The 19,135-nt window shown below is 57.2% G+C and carries 19 protein-coding genes and 1 tRNA gene; 15 read left to right on the forward strand and 5 right to left on the reverse strand.

Features of this window, described 5'->3' with window-relative positions; all coding sequences use genetic code 11:
* The first annotated feature begins 131 nt into the window (after positions 1-131).
* Genes A8O26_RS14525 through A8O26_RS14535 form a run of 3 tightly spaced genes read left to right on the forward strand, consistent with a single transcriptional unit; the run spans position 132 to position 3,304 of the window.
* Positions 132-1,541: a circularly permuted type 2 ATP-grasp protein gene (locus tag A8O26_RS14525; RefSeq protein ID WP_064118652.1), complete on the forward strand. Its 1,410-nt coding sequence runs from the start codon at positions 132-134 to the stop codon at positions 1,539-1,541.
* Between the two features lie 12 nt (positions 1,542-1,553).
* Entirely contained in the window at positions 1,554-2,504 is a 951-nt protein-coding gene (locus A8O26_RS14530; RefSeq protein ID WP_016982907.1) for an alpha-E domain-containing protein, read from the forward strand.
* Entirely contained in the window at positions 2,501-3,304 is an 804-nt protein-coding gene (locus A8O26_RS14535; protein WP_064118653.1) for a transglutaminase family protein, read from the forward strand. The genes A8O26_RS14530 and A8O26_RS14535 overlap by 4 nt, the downstream gene beginning before the upstream one ends.
* A gap of 105 nt (positions 3,305-3,409) precedes the next feature.
* Here the strand turns inward: A8O26_RS14535 and A8O26_RS14540 are convergent, their stop codons facing one another.
* Positions 3,410-4,231, reverse strand: a complete 822-nt coding sequence (locus tag A8O26_RS14540; RefSeq protein ID WP_064118654.1) for a c-type cytochrome — start codon at positions 4,229-4,231, stop codon at positions 3,410-3,412.
* A gap of 585 nt (positions 4,232-4,816) precedes the next feature.
* Between A8O26_RS14540 and A8O26_RS14550 the strand changes: the two genes are divergently transcribed.
* From A8O26_RS14550 to A8O26_RS14560, 3 genes are all read left to right on the forward strand, one after another.
* Complete coding sequence (locus A8O26_RS14550) at positions 4,817-6,022, forward strand: acetyl-CoA C-acetyltransferase (protein ID WP_064118671.1); 1,206 nt, start codon at positions 4,817-4,819, stop codon at positions 6,020-6,022.
* Positions 6,023-6,046: 24 nt separating this feature from the next.
* Positions 6,047-8,191 (forward strand): 3-hydroxyacyl-CoA dehydrogenase NAD-binding domain-containing protein, encoded by a 2,145-nt coding sequence (locus A8O26_RS14555; RefSeq protein ID WP_064118656.1) that lies wholly within the window; start codon positions 6,047-6,049, stop codon positions 8,189-8,191.
* Between the two features lie 91 nt (positions 8,192-8,282).
* Entirely contained in the window at positions 8,283-9,011 is a 729-nt protein-coding gene (locus tag A8O26_RS14560) for an amidotransferase (protein ID WP_064118657.1), read from the forward strand.
* A gap of 101 nt (positions 9,012-9,112) precedes the next feature.
* Here the strand turns inward: A8O26_RS14560 and A8O26_RS14565 are convergent, their stop codons facing one another.
* The 3 genes from A8O26_RS14565 to A8O26_RS14575 all read right to left on the reverse strand — a co-directional run bounded on the left by A8O26_RS14565 (position 9,113) and on the right by A8O26_RS14575 (position 11,847).
* A complete protein-coding gene (locus tag A8O26_RS14565) occupies positions 9,113-10,084 on the reverse strand; it encodes a magnesium and cobalt transport protein CorA (protein WP_064118658.1) in 972 nt (323 codons plus the stop codon).
* Positions 10,085-10,218: 134 nt separating this feature from the next.
* On the reverse strand, positions 10,219-10,941 hold the full coding sequence (locus tag A8O26_RS14570) for a lysophospholipid acyltransferase family protein (RefSeq protein WP_064118659.1): 723 nt from the start codon (positions 10,939-10,941) through the stop codon (positions 10,219-10,221).
* Between the two features lie 216 nt (positions 10,942-11,157).
* Positions 11,158-11,847, reverse strand: coding sequence for a crotonase/enoyl-CoA hydratase family protein (locus A8O26_RS14575; RefSeq protein ID WP_064118660.1), 690 nt, complete (start codon positions 11,845-11,847; stop codon positions 11,158-11,160).
* A 295-nt stretch (positions 11,848-12,142) separates the two neighbouring features.
* Here A8O26_RS14575 and A8O26_RS14580 point away from each other — a divergent pair.
* From A8O26_RS14580 to A8O26_RS29965, 9 genes are all read left to right on the forward strand, one after another.
* Positions 12,143-12,232 (forward strand) — tRNA-Ser (locus A8O26_RS14580).
* A 414-nt stretch (positions 12,233-12,646) separates the two neighbouring features.
* Entirely contained in the window at positions 12,647-13,000 is a 354-nt protein-coding gene (locus A8O26_RS14585) for a hypothetical protein (protein WP_064118661.1), read from the forward strand.
* A 408-nt stretch (positions 13,001-13,408) separates the two neighbouring features.
* Entirely contained in the window at positions 13,409-14,884 is a 1,476-nt protein-coding gene (locus A8O26_RS14590; protein ID WP_155740663.1) for a hypothetical protein, read from the forward strand.
* Positions 14,885-14,982: 98 nt separating this feature from the next.
* Positions 14,983-15,594: an adenylyl-sulfate kinase gene (gene cysC / locus A8O26_RS14595; protein WP_064118663.1), complete on the forward strand. Its 612-nt coding sequence runs from the start codon at positions 14,983-14,985 to the stop codon at positions 15,592-15,594.
* A gap of 115 nt (positions 15,595-15,709) precedes the next feature.
* On the forward strand, positions 15,710-16,030 hold the full coding sequence (locus A8O26_RS14600; RefSeq protein ID WP_064118664.1) for a YbjQ family protein: 321 nt from the start codon (positions 15,710-15,712) through the stop codon (positions 16,028-16,030).
* A gap of 208 nt (positions 16,031-16,238) precedes the next feature.
* Positions 16,239-16,427 (forward strand): hypothetical protein, encoded by a 189-nt coding sequence (locus tag A8O26_RS14605; protein WP_064118665.1) that lies wholly within the window; start codon positions 16,239-16,241, stop codon positions 16,425-16,427.
* A gap of 325 nt (positions 16,428-16,752) precedes the next feature.
* On the forward strand, positions 16,753-17,124 hold the full coding sequence (locus tag A8O26_RS14610) for a glycine zipper domain-containing protein (protein WP_016983669.1): 372 nt from the start codon (positions 16,753-16,755) through the stop codon (positions 17,122-17,124).
* 137 nt (positions 17,125-17,261) lie between these two features.
* Entirely contained in the window at positions 17,262-17,681 is a 420-nt protein-coding gene (locus A8O26_RS14615; RefSeq protein ID WP_064118666.1) for a YMGG-like glycine zipper-containing protein, read from the forward strand.
* Positions 17,682-17,803: 122 nt separating this feature from the next.
* Positions 17,804-17,956, forward strand: coding sequence for a hypothetical protein (locus A8O26_RS29965; protein WP_172828164.1), 153 nt, complete (start codon positions 17,804-17,806; stop codon positions 17,954-17,956).
* A gap of 470 nt (positions 17,957-18,426) precedes the next feature.
* On the opposite strand, the gene A8O26_RS14630 is transcribed toward A8O26_RS29965, so the two are convergent.
* Positions 18,427-19,135: RHS repeat-associated core domain-containing protein (locus tag A8O26_RS14630; protein WP_301336277.1), on the reverse strand; the 709-nt coding region annotated here is incomplete at its 5' end.

The following is a 19,135-nucleotide window of genomic DNA, read 5'->3' on the forward strand; positions in this document are numbered from 1 at the left end:
TTGGGGCATTTGCCGCACAGGAATGGTGCGGCGCCTGTGGCGTGAATATCCAACCGATTGAAATCAAAGCGTTTATGCCGATGGCACGGGCCTTGCGAAGGCCTGTATGTCCGGGTGACAAGGAGTACGGCATGATCCGCACCTATTTTGATGAGATGTACGATGCCGGCGGCCAGGTTCGCCCGCATTATCGGGAGTTCGCCCGCTGGCTGGCCGACACGCCTGACGAGCTGCTGGCCCAGCGGCGACGCGAGGCTGACTTGCTGTTCCATCGCGCTGGCATCACTTTCACGCTCTACGGGGACGAGCAGGGCACCGAGCGCCTGATTCCTTTCGACACCATTCCACGCAGCATTCCCGCCAGCGAATGGCGGGTCGTCGAGCGCGGCTGCATCCAGCGGGTCAAAGCGCTGAACATGTTTCTCGCCGACCTCTATCACGAGCAGCGCATCATCAAGGCCGGGATCATTCCTGCCGAACAGGTATTGGCCAACGAGCAATATCAGTTGGCGATGCAGGGCCTGGATCTGCACCGCGATATCTATTCGCACATCTCCGGCGTCGATCTGGTGCGCGATGGCGACGGCACCTATTACGTGCTCGAAGACAACCTGCGCACACCGAGCGGCGTCAGCTACATGCTCGAAGACCGCAAGATGATGATGCGCCTGTTCCCGGAGCTGTTCGCCGCCCAGCGCATTGCGCCAATCGATCACTACCCGAACCTGCTGCTCGACACCCTGAAAAGCTCCAGCCCCATCGACGACCCGAGCGTAGTGGTGTTAACGCCGGGGCGCTTCAACAGCGCGTTCTTCGAACACGCGTTTCTCGCACGGGAAATGGGCGTGGAACTGGTCGAGGGCGCGGACCTGTTCGTGCGTGACGACAAAGTCTTCATGCGCACCACCGACGGCCCGAAAGCGGTGGACGTCATCTACCGTCGTCTTGACGACGCGTTCCTCGATCCGCTGGCGTTCAACCCGGACTCAATGCTTGGCGTACCGGGGCTTTTGTCATCCTATCGCTCCGGCAACGTCGTGTTGGCCAACGCCATCGGCACCGGCGTGGCGGACGACAAATCGGTCTATCCGTTTGTCACCGACATGATCCGGTTTTACCTGGACGAAGAGCCGATCCTGAAGAACGTGCCGACCTGGCAATGTCGCAACCCCTCTGAACTTTCCCACGTGCTGGCCAATCTTCCAGATCTGGTAGTCAAGGAAACCCAGGGCTCCGGCGGTTACGGAATGCTGGTGGGGCCGGCGTCGACGAAGGCGGAAATCGATGCCTTTCGCGAGCGCATCAAAGCCAAACCCCATGCGTACATCGCGCAACCGACACTGTCGCTGTCGACCTGCCCGACCTTTGTCGAAAACGGCATCGCGCCGCGCCATATCGACTTGCGTCCGTTTGTCTTGTCGGGACGTGAAACCCGCGTGGTGCCCGGCGGTTTGACCCGCGTCGCGCTGCGCGAAGGCTCTCTGGTGGTGAATTCCTCCCAGGGCGGCGGAACCAAGGACACCTGGGTGGTCGAGGATTGAAGGAAGCTTGCCATGTTAAGTAGAACTGCCTCGGATCTGTACTGGATGTCGCGTTACCTGGAGCGAGCGGAAAACCTCGCGCGGATGCTCGATATCAGCTATTCGCTGTCGCTGATGCCGCAGGACGGTCGCGGCGATGGTTTGCACGAACTGGCCATGCCGCTGCTGATCACCGGCACCCTCGATGATTATCTGGAGCGTCACGGCGCACTGCATGCCGAACGCCTGCTGCACTTTTTCGCCCTCGATGCGGCGAACCCGGCGAGCATCTACAGCTGCCTTGGCGCGGCGCGAGCCAGTGCTCACGCCGTGCGCGGACGCATCACGGCGGACATGTGGGAGAACATCAACTCAACGTGGCTGGAGATTCGCGGAATCGCCGAACAGGGCCTCAGCCGCTATGGCATGAGCCGTTTCTGTGAGTGGATCAAGGAGCGTTCGCACCTGTTCCGGGGTGCGTCGTACGGCACGATCATGCGTAACGATGCGTTTCGTTTCATTCGCCTCGGGACCTTCATCGAACGTGCGGACAACACGCTGCGCCTGCTCGACGCCCGCTATGAAATGGCTGGCGATCAGGCCGAAGCGGTCAGCGATGGCACGGCCCACGCCTATTATCAGTGGAGTGCCTTGCTACGGGCCTTGTCGTCATTTGAGGCGTACACCGAAATCTACCGCGATGCGCCCGGCGCCCGGCATGTCGCCGAGCTGCTGCTGTTGCGTGCCGATGTGCCGCGTTCGCTAAGGGCCTGCACCGAAGAGATCGATCAGATTCTCGCGCAATTGCCGGGCGCCAACGGCCGACCGGCACAGCGTCTGGCGGCAGAGATGGACGCGCGTCTGCGCTACACCGGCATCAATGAAATTCTCGAGGAAGGCCTGCACGCGTGGCTGACCGAATTCATCCCGCTGGTGCGCCAGTTGGGCAACGCCATTCACAGTTCCTACCTGGAGGCTGCATGAGACTTTCCATAAGCCACGAGACCACCTATCACTACGAAGATCAGGTGCGGGCGAGCATCCAGTACCTGCGACTGACACCTCACGACAGCGAGCGTCAGCATGTGCTGAGCTGGCAACTCGACCTTCCACGCCCGGTGCGTGCGCAGCTCGATCCGTTCGGCAATATCCTGCATGTGCTGACCATGGATGAACCGCACGAAGCGATCATCATCGGCGCACGTGGGCAGGTCGATATCGACGAATTGCGCGAGGCCGAACATGAGAGCCAGTCAGCGCTGCCGTTCCTGCGCTTTACCCGCTTGACCGAGGCCGACGAGGCGTTGCGCGCATTCGCCGAGAAATCCTGCAAGCAACGGCGCGATCGCACCGCGCTGATCGATCTGATGCACGGTTTGAATCAGCACATGACGTACACACCGGGTTCCACCGAAGTTGACACCAGCGCGGCGCAAGCCTTCGCCGGGCGTGCCGGGGTTTGTCAGGATCACACCCACGCGTTTCTGGCCTGCGCGCGCAGCCTGGGCGTTCCATCACGTTACGTGTCGGGGTATCTGTACAGCGAAGATTGTGAACATCTGGCCAGTCATGCCTGGGCGGAGGCGTGGCTGGATGACGCCTGGTACAGCTTTGACGTGACCAATGAACTGGCGCGGCCGGAGCGACATTTGAAACTGGCGGTGGGTCTGGATTATCTCGATGCCTGCCCGGTGCGCGGCATGCGCCGTGGCGGCGGCTGTGAGCAGATGCATGCGAAAGTGTTCGTCTCACCGACCCCAGTCATTTCCGTGCAACAACAGTAGTTTGCTTCACACAAAAACCTGTGGGAGCGAGCCTGCTCGCGAAAGCGGTTTATCAGTCAGCAATGCAGTGACTGACACGCCGCTTTCGCGAGCAGGGGATTGATATCAGGGCTTAACCTTGCGCCCAGCCATGTGTTTCAGATACCCCACCAGCAAATCCAAATCCCCCTCCGGCAAAACCTCCGCCGAAAACCCCGGCATCTTCGCCTGCGGCCACTGGCGCAAACTCTGCGGGTCACGAATGTAGCGCTTCAAGAAATCTGCGCCGAAATACTCGGTCGGGTTGTACGGAATATTCAGATCCGGCCCGAATTGCGCATCGCCCGCACCGTTCAACCGGTGACAGGCCAGACAATTCTTCTGAAACAGCGCAAACCCCAGATTCACCGGGTCATCCGCCTTCAACCCAGGATCCGGCAGCAGTGCCGGGAAGCGCTGGGCGACGGGGGCCATACGCTTGATGCTCGCGACTTCGAACGGCCACTGCTCCGGGCTGATATTGCCGGCCTGCGGGTCGGTCCAGACCAGATAAAACGGCCCGGCGCTGTGCTTGCCTTCCGACAGCGGTGGCCATGGCTGCGCCGGATCCTCAATCGCCAGCCAGGCCCGTGCGCCTGTTGTATTGAGCAGCGGCGCAGCGGCCAACTCGGCGGCAAAACCGTCCAGTGCCACCGCTTGCAGGTGATCTTCAGGTTTTATTCCGGTCAGCAACGCAGCCACGGGCACGGCGCGATAGGTCATGTCCTTCTTGTAGGACACATCGTTTTTGATAGTGAGGGTTTGTACCTGAGGATGCTTGAGCAATTCCTCGGTCTGCCAGGTGCGGCTGTTTGCGCCCAGTTGCAGATCCAACTGTGCGGCAGACAAGGGCATGCTCAGCAGCATGGCCCCGAATACGATGAGCGCTTTCAAATGATCGCCGTCCATGTCGTGGAAGTGCGCAAAGGTTGGCACAGCCACGCTGGCCCGGGTAGCGGGCCAGTCACATTTTCGGTGGCGATGAATTGCACCTGCCGCTCGATTCAGCCGATGACCTTGGTCAGATTCGGCAAAATCAACAACAGCGTCGTGGCGAAAAGAATGAGTCCTGCTTGACGAACTTTCGGTTGTTTGAACATGGCTTGACCGCCTTTATTGTTATTTCCTGATGCTTGCCTGCATATCCATGACGGCAAACGGTGCACTTCCTGTTGAAGAACGTCGGCCTCGGCAAAACCCGACGACCCTGACGTACATGTACTACCTTAGGGCCCGCGTCACGCTTGGCTTAGATCCATTTCATATGGAGCTGTTGTTAAATGCGATAAAAAAGGCATGAGGCGGATTGCCAGCTTCTTTGCCGCCCGCTGGCTAGACAACTCGCTGACCTGAACCGGTTCACCCACTCGGTAATGACCGTCCGTCTGAGCGTGTGCGTCAACGTCATTGAGCGCTGTGGTCATTGAATCCATGACCGTCCAGGCCAAGAGTGGCGGTACGAGCAATCACTCCCCGCACAGGTTCGAGGACGTCATGACCCAGGCTTTTATTTTCGACGCGTTACGCACGCCCCGTGGCAAGGGCAAGGCCGATGGCGCGCTGCACAGCGTCAAACCGGTGAATCTGGTCGCCGGTCTGCTGACTGCGCTGCAAGAACGTACCTCTCTGGACACCAGCCAGGTTGATGACGTGGTGCTCGGTTGCGTGACGCCGATTGGCGACCAGGGCTCGGATATCGCCAAAACCGCCGTGCAAGTGGCTGATTGGGATGTCAGCGTGGCGGGTGTGCAAATCAACCGCTTCTGCGCCTCGGGTCTGGAAGCGGTCAACCTCGGCGCCATGAAAGTGCGCTCGGGTTTCGAAGACCTGGTGGTGGTCGGTGGCGTCGAATCGATGTCGCGGGTGCCGATGGGCAGCGACGGCGGTGCCTGGGCGCTGGACCCGCAAACCAATTTGCACAGCCATTTCACCCCGCAGGGTGTCGGCGCGGATCTGATCGCCACCCTTGAAGGCTTTAGCCGTCAGGACGTCGATGCCTACGCGCTGCACTCGCAGCACAAAGCCGCGCGGGCGCGGGCTGATGGCTCGTTCAACAAGTCGCTGGTGCCGGTGCAGGATCAGAACGGCATCATCCTGCTCGACCACGATGAATTCATTCGCGCCGAATCGACCCTTGAAGGCTTGGGCAAGCTCAAACCGAGTTTCGAAATGATCGGGCAAATGGGCTTCGACGCGACCGCGTTGCGGGTCTACAGCCATGTCGAGCGAATCAACCACGTGCACACCCCGGGCAACAGTTCCGGCATCGTCGATGGCGCGGCATTGATGCTGATCGGCTCCGAAGCCAAGGGCCGGGCGCTGGGCTTGCAGCCACGCGCACGCATTGTCGCCACGGCAGTTACCAGCACTGACCCGACGATCATGCTCACCGGTCCTGCACCGGCGACGCGCAAGGCATTGGCCAAGGCCGGGCTGCGTGTGGAAGACATCGACCTGTTCGAGGTCAACGAAGCGTTTGCCTCAGTGGTGCTGAAGTTCATCAAGGACATGGCTGTCGACCCGGACAAGGTCAACGTCAACGGTGGCTCCATCGCCATGGGCCACCCGTTGGGCGCCACCGGTTGCGCGATTCTCGGCACCTTGCTCGACGAACTGGAAGCGCGGCGCCTGCGTTACGGTCTGGCGACGCTGTGCGTCGGCGGCGGCATGGGCATTGCCACCATCATCGAACGTCTCTGAGCCCCGAATTCAAGGAACCTTGTTATGAGCGAAGCCATTCGTTACGAAAAAGGCCAGGACGCGATCGTCGTGCTGACCATCGACATGCCGGGCCAGAGCGCCAATACCATGAACGCCGTGTACCGCGAGGCCATGGCCGCGTGCGTCGCGCGCCTGATGGCAGACAAAGACACCATCGCCGGGGTCATCATCACGTCGGCGAAGAAAACTTTCTTTGCCGGCGGCGACCTCAATGAGTTGATCAAGGTCGGCAAGCCAGAAGCCAAAGCCTTTTATGACATGGTGCTGACGCTCAAAGGACAATTGCGCACCCTGGAAACGCTTGGCAAACCGGTGGTCGCGGCGATCAACGGCGCGGCGCTGGGTGGCGGTTGGGAAATCTGTCTCGCTTGCCATCATCGCGTGGCGCTGGATGATGCGTCGGTGCAACTCGGTCTGCCGGAAGTGACCCTCGGGTTGTTGCCGGGCGGCGGCGGGGTGGTGCGGATGGTGCGCATGCTCGGCATCGAGAAAGCGCTGCCGTATCTGCTTGAAGGTAAAAAGGTGCGCCCGCAACAGGCGTTGCAAGCGGGTTTGATCGATGCGTTGGCAACCGATCGCGACGATCTGCTGGCGAAGGCCCGCGCATGGATTGTTGCCAATCCGGCAGCGGTGCAGCGCTGGGACGTGAAGGGCTATCAGATTCCCGGCGGTACACCGTCGAATCCGAAAGTCGCGCCAATGCTGGCGATTGCACCGTCGATTCTGCGCAGCAAGACTCAAGGGACGATGCCGGCGCCGGAGAAAATCCTCTGTGCGGCGGTGGAGGGCGCGCAGGTGGATTTCGACACTGCGCACTTGATCGAAACCCGCTACTTCACCGAACTGACCACCGGGCAGATTTCGAAAAACCTGATCGGCACGTTCTGGTTTCAGCTCAATGAAATCAATGCCGGTGGCTCGCGGCCGCAGGGGATTGCGCCGTACAAGACGCAGAAAGTCGGCGTGCTCGGCGCCGGCATGATGGGCGCCGGGATTGCGTTTGTCAGCGCTTCGGCGGGCATCGACGTGGTGCTCAAAGACATTGACCTGGCGGCTGCCGAGAAGGGCAAGGCGCACTCGGCGGCGTTGCTGGACAAGAAAGTCGCCCGTGGTCAGATGACAGTCTCACAGCGCGAGACTGTGCTGGCGAGAATCACGCCGTCTGAGAGTGACGCGGATCTGGCCGGTTGCGACCTGATCATAGAAGCCGTATTCGAGGATCGTGAACTCAAGGCCAAAGTCTCTTCTGCAGCCCAACGGGTGGTGGGCGCGGAAGCCGTGATCGCTTCGAATACGTCGACACTACCGATCACGGGGCTGGCGACGGCGGTGCCTGATCCTGGCAAATTCATCGGCCTGCATTTCTTCAGCCCGGTGGAAAAAATGCCGCTGGTGGAAATCATCAAAGGCGCGCAAACCAGTGATGAGACCCTGGCTCGCGGCTTCGACTTCGTGCTGCAAATCAAGAAAACCCCGATCGTGGTCAACGACAGTCGCGGCTTCTTTACCTCGCGGGTATTCGGCACCTTCACCAATGAAGGCATCGCCATGCTCGGCGAAGGCGTCAGCGCACCGATGATCGAGACCGAAGCGCGCAAGGCCGGGATGCCAGTCGGACCCTTGGCGATCTCCGACGAAGTTTCCCTCAGCCTGATGAGCCATATCCGCCAGCAAACCGCCAAGGACCTACAGGCAGAAGGGAAACCGCTGATTGAGCATCCGGCCTTTGCCGTGATTGACTTGCTGCTCAATGAATTCAAGCGTCCAGGCAAAGCCGCAGGTGGCGGTTTCTATGATTATCCGGCGGGTGGCCAAAAGCATTTGTGGCCCGAGCTGAAAGCGCGTTTCGAGAAAACCGACGGGCAGATCTCACCGAAGGACGTGCGTGATCGCTTGCTGTTCGTGCAAGCCATCGAAACCGTGCGCTGTGTGGAGGAGGGCGTGCTGACCTCGACGGCGGACGCCAACGTCGGTTCGATTTTCGGCATCGGCTTCGCCGCGTGGACCGGTGGTGCGCTGCAGTTCATCAACCAATATGGAGTGAAGGATTTCGTCGCGCGGGCGCAGTATCTGGCCGAGCAATATGGCGAGCGTTTCGCGCCGCCAGCAATGCTTCTGGATAAAGCCGCGAAAGGTGAAATGTTCTAAGGGCGCGAGCATTCCGGGGCTTGCCTTGTCAGGGTGTTTCAAGGCAGGCTCTGGGGTGTTCATTATTCCCATCACGTGTCAGGTATTTTTTATGTCGCTACGCATCTGCATCCTCGAAACCGACATCCTGCGTCCGGAACTGGTCGATCAATATCAGGGTTACGGGCAGATGTTTCAGCGCCTGTTCTCGCAGCAACCGATTGCCGCCGAGTTCACTGTCTACAACGTGATGCAGGGCGAATATCCGAGCGATGACCTGACCTTTGACGCGTACCTGGTCACCGGCAGCAAGGCTGATTCATTCGGTACCGATCCATGGATCCAGACCCTCAAGGAGTACCTGCTCAATCGTTACCAGCGTGGCGATAAACTGCTGGGTGTGTGCTTCGGCCATCAACTGTTGGCGCTGTTGCTCGGTGGCAAGAGCGAGCGCGCAACGCAGGGTTGGGGTGTCGGCACCCACAACTACAAACTCGCGGCCAAGGCACCGTGGATGAGTCCGGTACGTGAAGAGTTGACGTTGTTGATCAGCCACCAGGATCAGGTCACCGCGCTGCCGGAAAATGCCACGGTCATCGCTTCCAGTGATTTCTGCCCGTTCGCGGCGTATCACATCAATGATCAGGTGCTGTGCTTCCAGGGCCACCCGGAATTCATCCACGACTATTCGCGGGCACTGCTGGATTTGCGCCAGGAAGCGTTGGGTTCGCAGATCTACAGCAAAGGTGTGGCCAGCCTGGAACAGGAACACCACGGCTCCACGGTTGCCGAGTGGATGATGCGCTTTGTCGCGCACAAGCCAGAAACCGTCCAGGGCTAAAAGCATCGCCGGCAGGCTTACTCCCACAGGGTATTTGCGTTATTGCACAGGCCCTGTGGGAGCGAGCCTGCTCGCGAATGGCCCAGCCAACCCGGTCTGCACTACAACCACCCAGACTTCTTGAAACTCGCCCACAAACTCACACACCCGACCGTAATAAACCCCAGCACCCCGAAATAGCCGTAGTGCCAACTCAACTCCGGCATGTTCTGGAAGTTCATCCCGTAAATCCCCGCCACCGCCGTCGGAAACGCCAGAATCGCCGCCCACGCGGCAAACTTGCGCTGCACCACGCTTTGCCGTGAGGCCTCGAGCAACACACCAATCTCGATGGTCTGGCTGGCGATGTCGGCCAGTGTGCTCAGGTCTTCCATCTGCCGCGTGACGTGGATCTGCACATCGCGGAAGTACGGGCGCATGTTCTTGTCGATGAACGGGAAGCTCAGCTTCTGCAGTTCCTCGCCGATCTCCACCATCGGCGCCGCGTACCGGCGCAGGCGCACGACATCGCGACGCAAGCCGTGCAGCTTCTGAATGTCACGCTCATTCAAAGCGCTGCACAAGACGTTGCGCTCCAGTTCATCGATCTCGGCGTGGATCGCTTCACCGACCGGCTGATAGTTCTCGATGACGAAATCGAGCAGCGCGTAGAGTACGAAATCCTCGCCATGCTCCAGCAGCAACGGACGCGCCTCACAGCGTTGGCGGACATGTGCGTAGGACGCCGAGTGTCCGTTACGGGCGGTGATGATGTAGCCCTTGCCGGCGAAGATATGTGTTTCGATGAACTGCAGAACACCATGCTCGCGGATGGGCGAGTAGGTCACGATAAACAGAGCGTCGCCAAAGGTTTCCAGCTTCGGCCGGCTGTGTTTTTCCAGGGCGTCTTCGATCGCCAGTTCGTGCAGGTTGAACTGACGTTGCAGGTTGGACAGTTCCTGCGCGCTGGGCTCTTCGAGGCCGATCCACACAAAGTGGCCGGTTTTGGCGGCCCAGGCGGCGCCTTCGTCGAGAGAAATATTGGTGACTTTCTTACCTGCGCTGTACACCGCAGCAGCAACAACTCGACCCATGGTGGTGATTCACTTCTTCTTGGCAGATGGCAGGGGTTACACGGCTTCAGCTTAGCCGTGTCGCTGCTTGAGAGTCAGTGAAATCTGCACAGTTCACCGGGCAAAAGAAAACCCGCACAGGGCGGGCTTCTTTTTCAGGCGGCTTGTAGTTGCCGATCCATCGAGTCGATGCATTCGCGCATTTGCTCGCGGCACTGATTGATGAGCATGGGCATGTCGTCCATGGTCAGTCCGGCCGTAGGAATGGCCGGAAGCGAGCGTATGAGAATTTTCCCGCTGCGCCAGCGATTCAGACGCATGTGTTTGATGTAGCTGCTGACGCACACCGGGACGATCGGCACGCCGGCAGCAATCGCCATCTGGAACGCACCTTTCTTGAAGGGCAGCAATTCTTCACCGAGGTTGCGCGTGCCTTCCGGGAACACCCAGATCGAAGTGTCTTCGTTTTGCAGGGTGTTGGTCGTGGTGAGCATCGACTGGCGCGCCTTGTGCGCATTGCCACGGTCGATCAACACATTGCCGGCGAGCCAGAACAGTTGCCCGAACAATGGCACCCATTTCAGGCTTTTCTTGCCGATGCAGACGGTCCGGCGCGGCACAACGTTGCCGAACACGAACAGATCGTAGTTGGACTGATGGTTGGCGATGATCACGCAGCTGTCGGGTTTGTTGATCAAACCGCTGACATCGGATTTCACTCGCAGGCGCAAAATGCACATCGCCGGCAGCGCGTAGAGGCGTGCGCACAGACGGCTGTTGTCCGGATTGAACGGGCGGCATATCCCGAGGATCACCCCGAGCACACCGGCCAGAATAAAGTGCAGGCCCATCAATAACATACGAAACACGAACAGCATTTTCAGGCCCCACCGGGACAAAAGGTGGCGCAGTGTACGGATGTGCACTGTTTTCGGCAATTGCCGCTATAGAGTGCGGAGATAGCCGATGTTTAAGCGCATGTTTCAGAAATGTTGGTCAGACCTGTCCTAGAGCTGTCGCGGCCTTTTAAACCGCGCGTGCAAGAAAAAGCCCGACACGACGGTCGGGCTTTCATTGGGTGCTGGAGCCCGGGTTTAACCCAAGTGCTCCTGATCCTGGATGATCGCGTTATCCAGCGCGTCCAGCAGTGCCTTGCGCACTTTCAACTTGGTGTTTTTGTGGGCGGTCATGTTGATTTTCTTCAACTGACGCGCAGCGGCGAGGGCGGCACCTTGCAACTCCTCGGCGGCAACCACCTTGTCGAGGAAACCGGCATCCACAGCGCTTTTCGGATCGAACATCTCGCCGTTGATCACCGAGCGGTGGAACGCCGAACGACGCAGGCGATCGCGCGCCAACTCGATACCGGCGTGGTGCATGGTCATGCCGATCTGCACTTCGTTCAGACCGATGCTGAACGGGCCGTCGACGCCGATGCGGTAATCCGCAGACAACAGAATGAAAGCGCCCTTGGCCACGGCATGCCCCGGGCACGCGACGATGACCGGGAACGGGTGAGAGAGCAGGCGGCGGGCGAGGGTCGATCCGGCGGTCACCAACGCTACGGCTTCTTTCGGGCCAGCCGTCATCACTTTCAGATCATAGCCGCCGGACAGAATCCCCGGCTGACCGGTAATGATCACGATGGCACGATCAGTCACTGCCTGATCCAGCGCCGCGTTAAACGCCGCGATCACGTCGGGAGAAATGGCATTGACCTTGCCGTTGCTCAAGGTCAGGGTCGCGATACCGTCTTCGAGGTGGTAAGAAATCAACTCACTCATGACGCTATTCCTTATAAGAAAGATGCGCAGACGTTACCCACCGTCGCAGGCCAGGTAAAGCGCCGTGACTGACTCGCCAGTCACCGTTTCCCGGCTCAACCGGCGTAGCGAGGCATCGCGCTTCTATATAGAAGGGTTGCGCCCACCGAAGATTGGCCGGTTTGCCATGGTCTGCCGGTGAGGAAAACGACTTTTTCTCTTAACCGCATGAAAATTCTGAAAAAAAGTTTGCCATCGGAAAAGCTTTCGACTACATTAGCGCGCCTCGACAGACAGAACATGTTTGAAGAGATACGGTGAAGTGTCCGAGTGGCTTAAGGAGCACGCCTGGAAAGTGTGTATACAGGAAACTGTATCGAGAGTTCGAATCTCTCCTTCACCGCCACATTCAGTACACAAAACCCCTGATTTCGAAAGAAGTCAGGGGTTTTGTGGTTTTTGGCATCTGGAAAACGGCCAGTTGGACGAATTTTTTGCAGACGCTCTGTTCCGTTGTAGAAACACCTACTTAGTTAATGATCAAGTGGTGCGTCGTCCCTCTTCAAACTATCCCCCTATGTCTGCGCAATCAGGGACTGCAATCGAATCACAGGGTCTGGATGGTCTGGTTTTTTTTGAAATCGGCGATGGATAAGAGATGACCATATCGATGTCAGCACAGAACATTACCCGTCCTTAAAGGAAAAAATGTTCGGACTTAGAGCCTTTGTCCGGAATTGATATTAGAATGACATCCTGGCTGCGTCCTCCGAAGGCGACACTGGTGTGGCCGTGTGCACGGCATGGAGAAAAGTTAGCGATGGGGCTGATGGAAATGATCGGCGTGATGGGCGTGATGGATGTGGTAGTACTGTTGAGCGTCGTGTTTTTCGCAAGCTGGTGCACAGCTTTGCTGTTGGCCGAGGTCTGGCGACTGTTGTGGAACTGGCTGGACGATCATGCCCAGCCGATCGCGCGTAACCCGCTGATGGCATGGGTGTTGCGGATGTTCTTCCGACCTGATGAAGGCGCGTTCGAAGTCTGGGTGTATGTGCTGATGATCACGGTGTGGCCGCTGTATCTGGCGGGTTTCTTGACTTTATTTGTCGCGCGCGGCGCCCGTGGTTTGCGTCGTCGCTACAAACAACGTCTGTCTGCCGCTGTGAGTGCGTGATGGCCGGACGGCGGGTAAGTCCCGGTTTGCCAATCTGATAGGAACCCCACCATTACCGAGCGTGCTATCTAAATACCTATGCGCGCCTGATTGTCACGGTGCAAGAGAAGATCAAGCGCATCGAGCGCGAAGGGTAGGCCTTCAAGTTACGAGTAGACGCCCTTATGTTCAGAAGCCCCCATACCTACACCAGGTGTGGGGGCTTTTTCTTGGGTGTCAGACAGCAATCTCCCGGCGCTGTACGTGTCTTTCGACAGTCTGATGATCCGTCAACAAAAAAGCCGCCCGCCGGCCTTCTGCCGTTTTCGTTGAACAATCTAACTGAGTAGTTAAAATGGGCGCCACTGAAGGCTCAGCGTTACTCGCTGCATTAAAGGGTCGAGATTGACATTGCTGAGGTAGAGAGTAGTGGAACCACTATTTGCAGTCGTGGCGACAACAGGTTACCTGCTTCTGGTTGAGGTGCACTCCAGAAAGGTGATCCCGCTCGAGAATGAACGCACCGAATATTATGGTGTTTCGTGGTTTCCGGGCAGCAAGGATTTCGTCCTTTCCCACTCAGGGCTGGACAACGTAAAGCTGAAGGACATTCAGACTTACGCGACCTCTGAAGTGGGGTTCCTCTCTCACGGTTCTTTTCACTCCGAAACCTTTTTGTCTGAACCGCATCAGGTGCTCTGTGCATCCGATGGCCGTGTGGTGTGTGCTAACACCGGGCGTAATGCGATCAGTGTGGTTGATTTGGCAAAACCTGGGCACTACCAGGAGAAGCGCCTGAGCAGTGTTCGCTGGGATCGTCTGTCGCTGGAGGAAATCACCGGCGATCATCTCAATTCCGTATTTGAAAAAGACGGACATCTGTATGTCATTGCCCACGGACACCACAATGGCTCGTTGTTGGCAGTACTGACTTACCCGGGTCTGGAACTGGTCAGTCTGACCCCTATTGAGCGGCGCACCGGGCTGCACAATGTGTGGGTGTCTGACGAAGGACAGAAAATTGCCTGCCATAGCAACATTGGCGCGTTGATCGATCTGGACACCAATGATGTTCTTTGGGAGGCGGGCAGCCCTATCTATACGCGAGGTCTGGCGGTTTCGTCGGAAGTCATGCTGGTGGGGGAAAGCCAGATGACCGGGCGGGACCTGCGTCGCGGTTCGATGAGCGGCCTTTGGGTTCTGGAGCGCGGTACTTATAAGCCGTTGGACTACATTTGCCTCGGTCCCTACGGCGCGGTCAACGAAGTGCGTTTATTGAACGTCCCGGACTTTGCGCACCACGGCCACACCTTTCCTTCCGTCTCGCAGTTGTACGAAAGAAGTCTGTTCAACCGTAATTCTGAAGAGCGCCTGGGCGCTTTCCAGCGTTCGAAGAAAATTCAGCAGAACTGGGCGGGCGTGGAACAGGTTTACGGTGTTCCAAAGTTGCTGGAAGACGGCGGCAAGGAAGCCATTCTGGGAAATCTTTGCCTGATCAAGCAAATTGAAGAGCCGGCAGAACCGCAACGCACGCTGGCGTTCAGCTACTCTCTGGACACGCCGTCTACGGACTCTCACGTCGCGGTAGTGACTTATCAGGGCAGTGGCGGTGATACCGACATGAATGCCCTGTTGATTCAACCCATCAATGACATCGAAGCCGGACTGGTCCTGTGGACGAACGATGGTGCGCGTTGGATACCTGAGCCGGATGTGGGGATTTCGGGACTTCCTTATAGTGGCGATGTTCGCGTGGTGGCGAGCGAAACAGGACTGGAATTTTACTTGAACAGTAAATTGCTGATCACTGTAGACGCCGCCAGGCTTCCGTATCTAAGTGGTGCCTTGGGCGTTCGCTGGATCGGTTCCACTATTACTCGAGCTGTTGAACAAGCAGTCGATTGATATCTGGCTGATTCGCAAACCGTGAGCGGCAAAGCGGGTCACTGTCGCTCACGGTCAAAGTGTTTGGACTCAGACTCTACGCGAGATGAGGGAGCGGTATGACAACGGAAAAACCGGGTATTGCTGAAAACATCGTGCTGCACCCGACTCAGGTTGCAGAGGTTGATCGAGAGCGTGTCGTCGCTCAGAAGCCTTTTACCATTTGGTTTACCGGTCTGAGTGGTTCGGGCAAATCGACACTGGCGTTTTCCATTGAAAAGTTACTGATTGACAGTGGAAAACCGGCGTTCGTACTGGACGGTGACAATGTTCGTCACGGGCTTTGCAAGGATCTGGGTTTCAGCGCCGAAGATCGTTCCGAAAATATTCGTCGAATCGCTGAAGTGGCGCGGTTGATGAATGAAGCAGGCGTTACGGTAATGGTGGCGTGTATCTCACCAACCCGAGACTGCCGCGAGAAGGCCAGAGCAATCATCGGTGATGAACGGTTTCTGGAGGTTTATTTGAATACGCCATTGGCCGCCTGTGAGCGCCTTGATCCGAAAGGTCTTTACCGTAAAGCCAGAGCTGGCTTGATTCCTGACTTTACGGGGATAAGTGCGCCTTACGAGGTGCCTGAATCCCCCGCATTGATTCTGGATGCAAGTGAGAAGTCCGTTGCCGATTGCGTCGAGCAAATCGTTTCCAAAGCCAAGAGCTATGGGCGTTAACGACATTTTTCCGGTTTGATTTTCAGTTGTTTGACGTGGCGATCTACACGCTTGGCTCTGCCTTGTTTGTATTGATCGCCATGGGTCTTTAATGCATTACACAAGGATGGGGCAGATGATTACCACCACAACCCACTCAGTCGAGGGGCGACAAATAACTGCCTATCTGGATATCGTCAGTGCCGAGTCGGTGCAGGGCATCAATGTGATTCGCGACATGTTCACAGGCATGCGTGATTTTTTTGGTGGGCGTTCCCAAACGCTGGAACGGGCGTTGAAGGAAGCACGAATTCAGGCGACCGAAGAAATCAAGGAGCGCGCACGTGCATTGCAGGCGGATGCGGTGGTCGGGCTGGATTTCGAGATCAGTATGCCGGCCGGCAAGGGCGGTATGGTTGTGGTATTCGCGACCGGTACCGCTGTCAAATTGCGCTGATCAGTGACCATCACAGCGACCAAAATAGTCCACGTGCGAGCGCGGGCCGCTTTTCCTTTGTTTAATTTTTGTAGGCCGCTCGTCGGGCATCTGGTCAGCTGAATCACAAGTCCAGGAATGACCGGCTAGTCTCAAAAGCCTTGGAGGTCGATATTTTTTCAGGCAAAAAGGTTTTGCCGGTGTCGATCCGTTGCGAAGGGGCGATGGTATGACTGATCCGTATATCGAAGACGATGGCGCTGAATTCTCGTTCAACAACTGCGTGCGATGCGGCCAGACCGAGTACCAGGCCGGTTTCGGCGAGGACCCGGTGCAGACCGGCAAGATCAAGTCCATGGCACCGAAAGGGCCGAAGGCAAAATTTCTACCCAAAGTCGCGACTCGCGCTCGAAAATAGTCCTGCCGCGAACAACCCCGTCAATGAGCGGGGTTTTTTACATCCGTGATCGGCCAGAGAAATGTCTTACAGATGGCGGCTCACAGTGAATGGTTTTCACAAAGTTTTCACGTTGGGCAAAGTAGGGTGAAGCCATCCGTTAGAAAGCAAGTCTCCAGCCCGTTTCCCCAGCGGGCTTTTTTTTGCCTGTCATAAAACCTTTTCCAGAATCGCTGTCCAATCGGCGCCGAGTGCGCGGAGCGCACTGATTTCGTCTGGACTTTTACGTTGCGACGGCATTAAATCCCGGCCCCTTTTTGTCATCCCTATTGTTGAGGTTTTCGTCATGCGTTTAACACTGCCTGCTCTGGTTCTGGGGCTTCTGGTTGCTCAAGGTGCGATGGCTGCCGGTGATGGCACCGCTGCACTGGGCGGTGGCCTGGGTGGCGCGCTGGGTAACGTCGTCGGTCAGAAAATGGGCGGCAGCACCGGTGCAGCCATTGGCGCTGGCGTAGCAGGCGCGGCAGGCAGCGCAATGGCGGCGCGCAAGGGTAGCCGGACTAAAGCGGCGATTGGCGGCGGTGTCGGTGCGGCCGGTGGTTCGGTGATCGGCAATAGCCTCGGCGGCAGAACCGGCGCCACGATTGGTGCAGGCTTGGGCGGTGCAGCTGGCGGCGCAGTGGGCAGCAATCTGTCCAAAGGTCACAAGCGTCACTGAGACTCCACGTTTGTCAGAAAAAGCCCGGCTTGATGCCGGGCTTTTTCATGGCTGAACGTTTTCCCCGTCGGCGTCTCCAATCTCACATAGGCCCTTGTCTGGGCGAACTGTCCCGCTTCGGGAACTGTGAGGTTCATATGCGATTGTCATTGTCTGCACTGTTTTTCGGATTGCTGGTGGCGCAGGGCGCGATGGCGGCCGGAGATGGTTCGGCAGCCGTGGGCGGTGGACTGGGTGGCGTACTGGGCAACGTCGTCGGCGGTCAACTCGGCGGCAGCACTGGTGCTGCGGTCGGTGCTGGCGTAGGTGGCGCGGCCGGCGGTGCAGTCGGGGCGAATAAACACAATCGCACCGAAGCGGCCATTGGCGGTGGCCTCGGTGCCGCGGGTGGCTCCGTCGTCGGAAATAGCCTCGGCGGATCAACCGGATCGGCGGTCGGTGCAGGCCTGGGTGGCGCGGCTGGCGGTGCGGTCGGCAATAACCTGGGCGATGACGGCGGATCCCACTCCGGTGGTGGCCACAAGCACAAGAACAAACATAAAAACCGTCATCATTGATGGAGGGGTTAACGGAAACCCGGCGTTGTGCCGGGTTTTTCGTATTGGCTGATCCGAATCTGGAACGATTGGCTGCAGCGCTTTTCGAACGTCATACACTCCCTGAGATGATGAGGTTTGCCATGACTCCTGAAACCGAAGGCAAGGAAGAGAAAGGCCCGAGTGGATTGCCGTTTATCAATGATCCGGGCAATGAGGATCCGGGGTCGCTGATGGATGATGCGACGGTGCCGTTGAATGATTCGGATGAGGCGGATATGGAGTATGAGGGATGAGGATGAGCAGTAACTTGGAGTAATGGGGTTCCTCCGTTTGTATACCCGGTAAATCAAAGGGCCCTCAAGAGGCCCTTGTATATCAGCTTAGGATGTTATCCACTTTAGATAGAACTCTCGTTGTTCTTCCGGGTTGTTGGTTATATTTTCGTCTTCAAAGTCAAATATAAATACTATATCTTCTAGTGAAGGTTCTATTCCTAGTGCCAATTCGTATGCCTTTAAACCCAGAGACATTTGTGACGACATGCTCGATGGGTGGACATTTATCTTTGAGCCTTTGCAAAGAAACTTGATGTCGCGATTGTCGTTTCTTAGCTGGCCAAAGCACCTGTAGAAGTCTTTGTCTGTGTAGGTTTTGCTGTGATTTTTTTCTAGGTTAAGAGTGATAGATATTTTCGTACTGTCACAAATTAGCTCGATGTCTTTCTTTTTGCTATGTGTCTCTATGGAGACTTTAAATTTTGAGATCATTTGTCTATCGTCCTGTACGGATTAGGAAGTGAATAGCCGAGTTCTCTACCGTCGTCAATAATTAGGGTCGCACCGAGGATATCTTCTCTTCTGATTTCATTGGGAATAGCAATTTCTTGTTCTTTACTATATTTGTAGCTCTTGCCTAGCTCTTTTTTAAGGTCGTGCCCAGGGACCATTTTTAGCGTGTAAAGGAAGCCGGATTTGGTGAAATAGCTAGTGGCGAAGGCTTTTCCCATATCTCTTGAGAGAGATGTACTGATGAAATTGCTGGGAGGGAAACCACTGTCGATTGAATGAAGGAGTAGGTCATTACTATCCCCTTTGCTCCTAAAGCCGTTGGCGAAAATTATTGATGGGTCTGTCGTATCTCCTCTATACAAATACTCAGGTGTTGAAGGCTTAGGGAGTGCAGGGCTGAGCTCTTCAGCTTGATTTTTTGTCGTCGGGTCGACAGATTCAATTGATGGCTTACTGCATCCGTCACCGACCGGACAATTGGAATTCAACCCCAACGGATCCACCCACCCCGTCGGATTCGGCACGTACTGGTACTGATTCAACCCACCGGCCAACTTGATCGGGTCCGGCGTCAGATACCTCCCCAGCCTCGGGTCGTAATACCGGTGCCGGTTGTAATGCAGCCCGCTCTCCCCATCGAAATACTGCCCCTGAAAACGCAGCGGCTGGTTCAGGTAGTCGTCA

It is taken from the genome of Pseudomonas fluorescens (genome assembly GCF_001648775.1).
GTDB classification, from domain to species: domain Bacteria; phylum Pseudomonadota; class Gammaproteobacteria; order Pseudomonadales; family Pseudomonadaceae; genus Aquipseudomonas; species Aquipseudomonas fluorescens_M.

Coding starts and splice junctions, on each gene's coding strand:
- A8O26_RS14525 (WP_064118652.1), top strand. CDS start 132: ATGATCCGCACCTATTTTGATGAGATGTACGATGCCGGCGGCCAGGTT.
- A8O26_RS14530 (WP_016982907.1), top strand. CDS start 1,554: ATGTTAAGTAGAACTGCCTCGGATCTGTACTGGATGTCGCGTTACCTG.
- A8O26_RS14535 (WP_064118653.1), top strand. CDS start 2,501: ATGAGACTTTCCATAAGCCACGAGACCACCTATCACTACGAAGATCAG.
- A8O26_RS14540 (WP_064118654.1), bottom strand. CDS start 4,231: ATGGACGGCGATCATTTGAAAGCGCTCATCGTATTCGGGGCCATGCTG.
- A8O26_RS14550 (WP_064118671.1), top strand. CDS start 4,817: ATGACCCAGGCTTTTATTTTCGACGCGTTACGCACGCCCCGTGGCAAG.
- A8O26_RS14555 (WP_064118656.1), top strand. CDS start 6,047: ATGAGCGAAGCCATTCGTTACGAAAAAGGCCAGGACGCGATCGTCGTG.
- A8O26_RS14560 (WP_064118657.1), top strand. CDS start 8,283: ATGTCGCTACGCATCTGCATCCTCGAAACCGACATCCTGCGTCCGGAA.
- A8O26_RS14565 (WP_064118658.1), bottom strand. CDS start 10,084: ATGGGTCGAGTTGTTGCTGCTGCGGTGTACAGCGCAGGTAAGAAAGTC.
- A8O26_RS14570 (WP_064118659.1), bottom strand. CDS start 10,941: ATGCTGTTCGTGTTTCGTATGTTATTGATGGGCCTGCACTTTATTCTG.
- A8O26_RS14575 (WP_064118660.1), bottom strand. CDS start 11,847: ATGAGTGAGTTGATTTCTTACCACCTCGAAGACGGTATCGCGACCCTG.
- A8O26_RS14585 (WP_064118661.1), top strand. CDS start 12,647: ATGGGGCTGATGGAAATGATCGGCGTGATGGGCGTGATGGATGTGGTA.
- cysC (WP_064118663.1), top strand. CDS start 14,983: ATGACAACGGAAAAACCGGGTATTGCTGAAAACATCGTGCTGCACCCG.
- A8O26_RS14600 (WP_064118664.1), top strand. CDS start 15,710: ATGATTACCACCACAACCCACTCAGTCGAGGGGCGACAAATAACTGCC.
- A8O26_RS14605 (WP_064118665.1), top strand. CDS start 16,239: ATGACTGATCCGTATATCGAAGACGATGGCGCTGAATTCTCGTTCAAC.
- A8O26_RS14610 (WP_016983669.1), top strand. CDS start 16,753: ATGCGTTTAACACTGCCTGCTCTGGTTCTGGGGCTTCTGGTTGCTCAA.
- A8O26_RS14615 (WP_064118666.1), top strand. CDS start 17,262: ATGCGATTGTCATTGTCTGCACTGTTTTTCGGATTGCTGGTGGCGCAG.
- A8O26_RS29965 (WP_172828164.1), top strand. CDS start 17,804: ATGACTCCTGAAACCGAAGGCAAGGAAGAGAAAGGCCCGAGTGGATTG.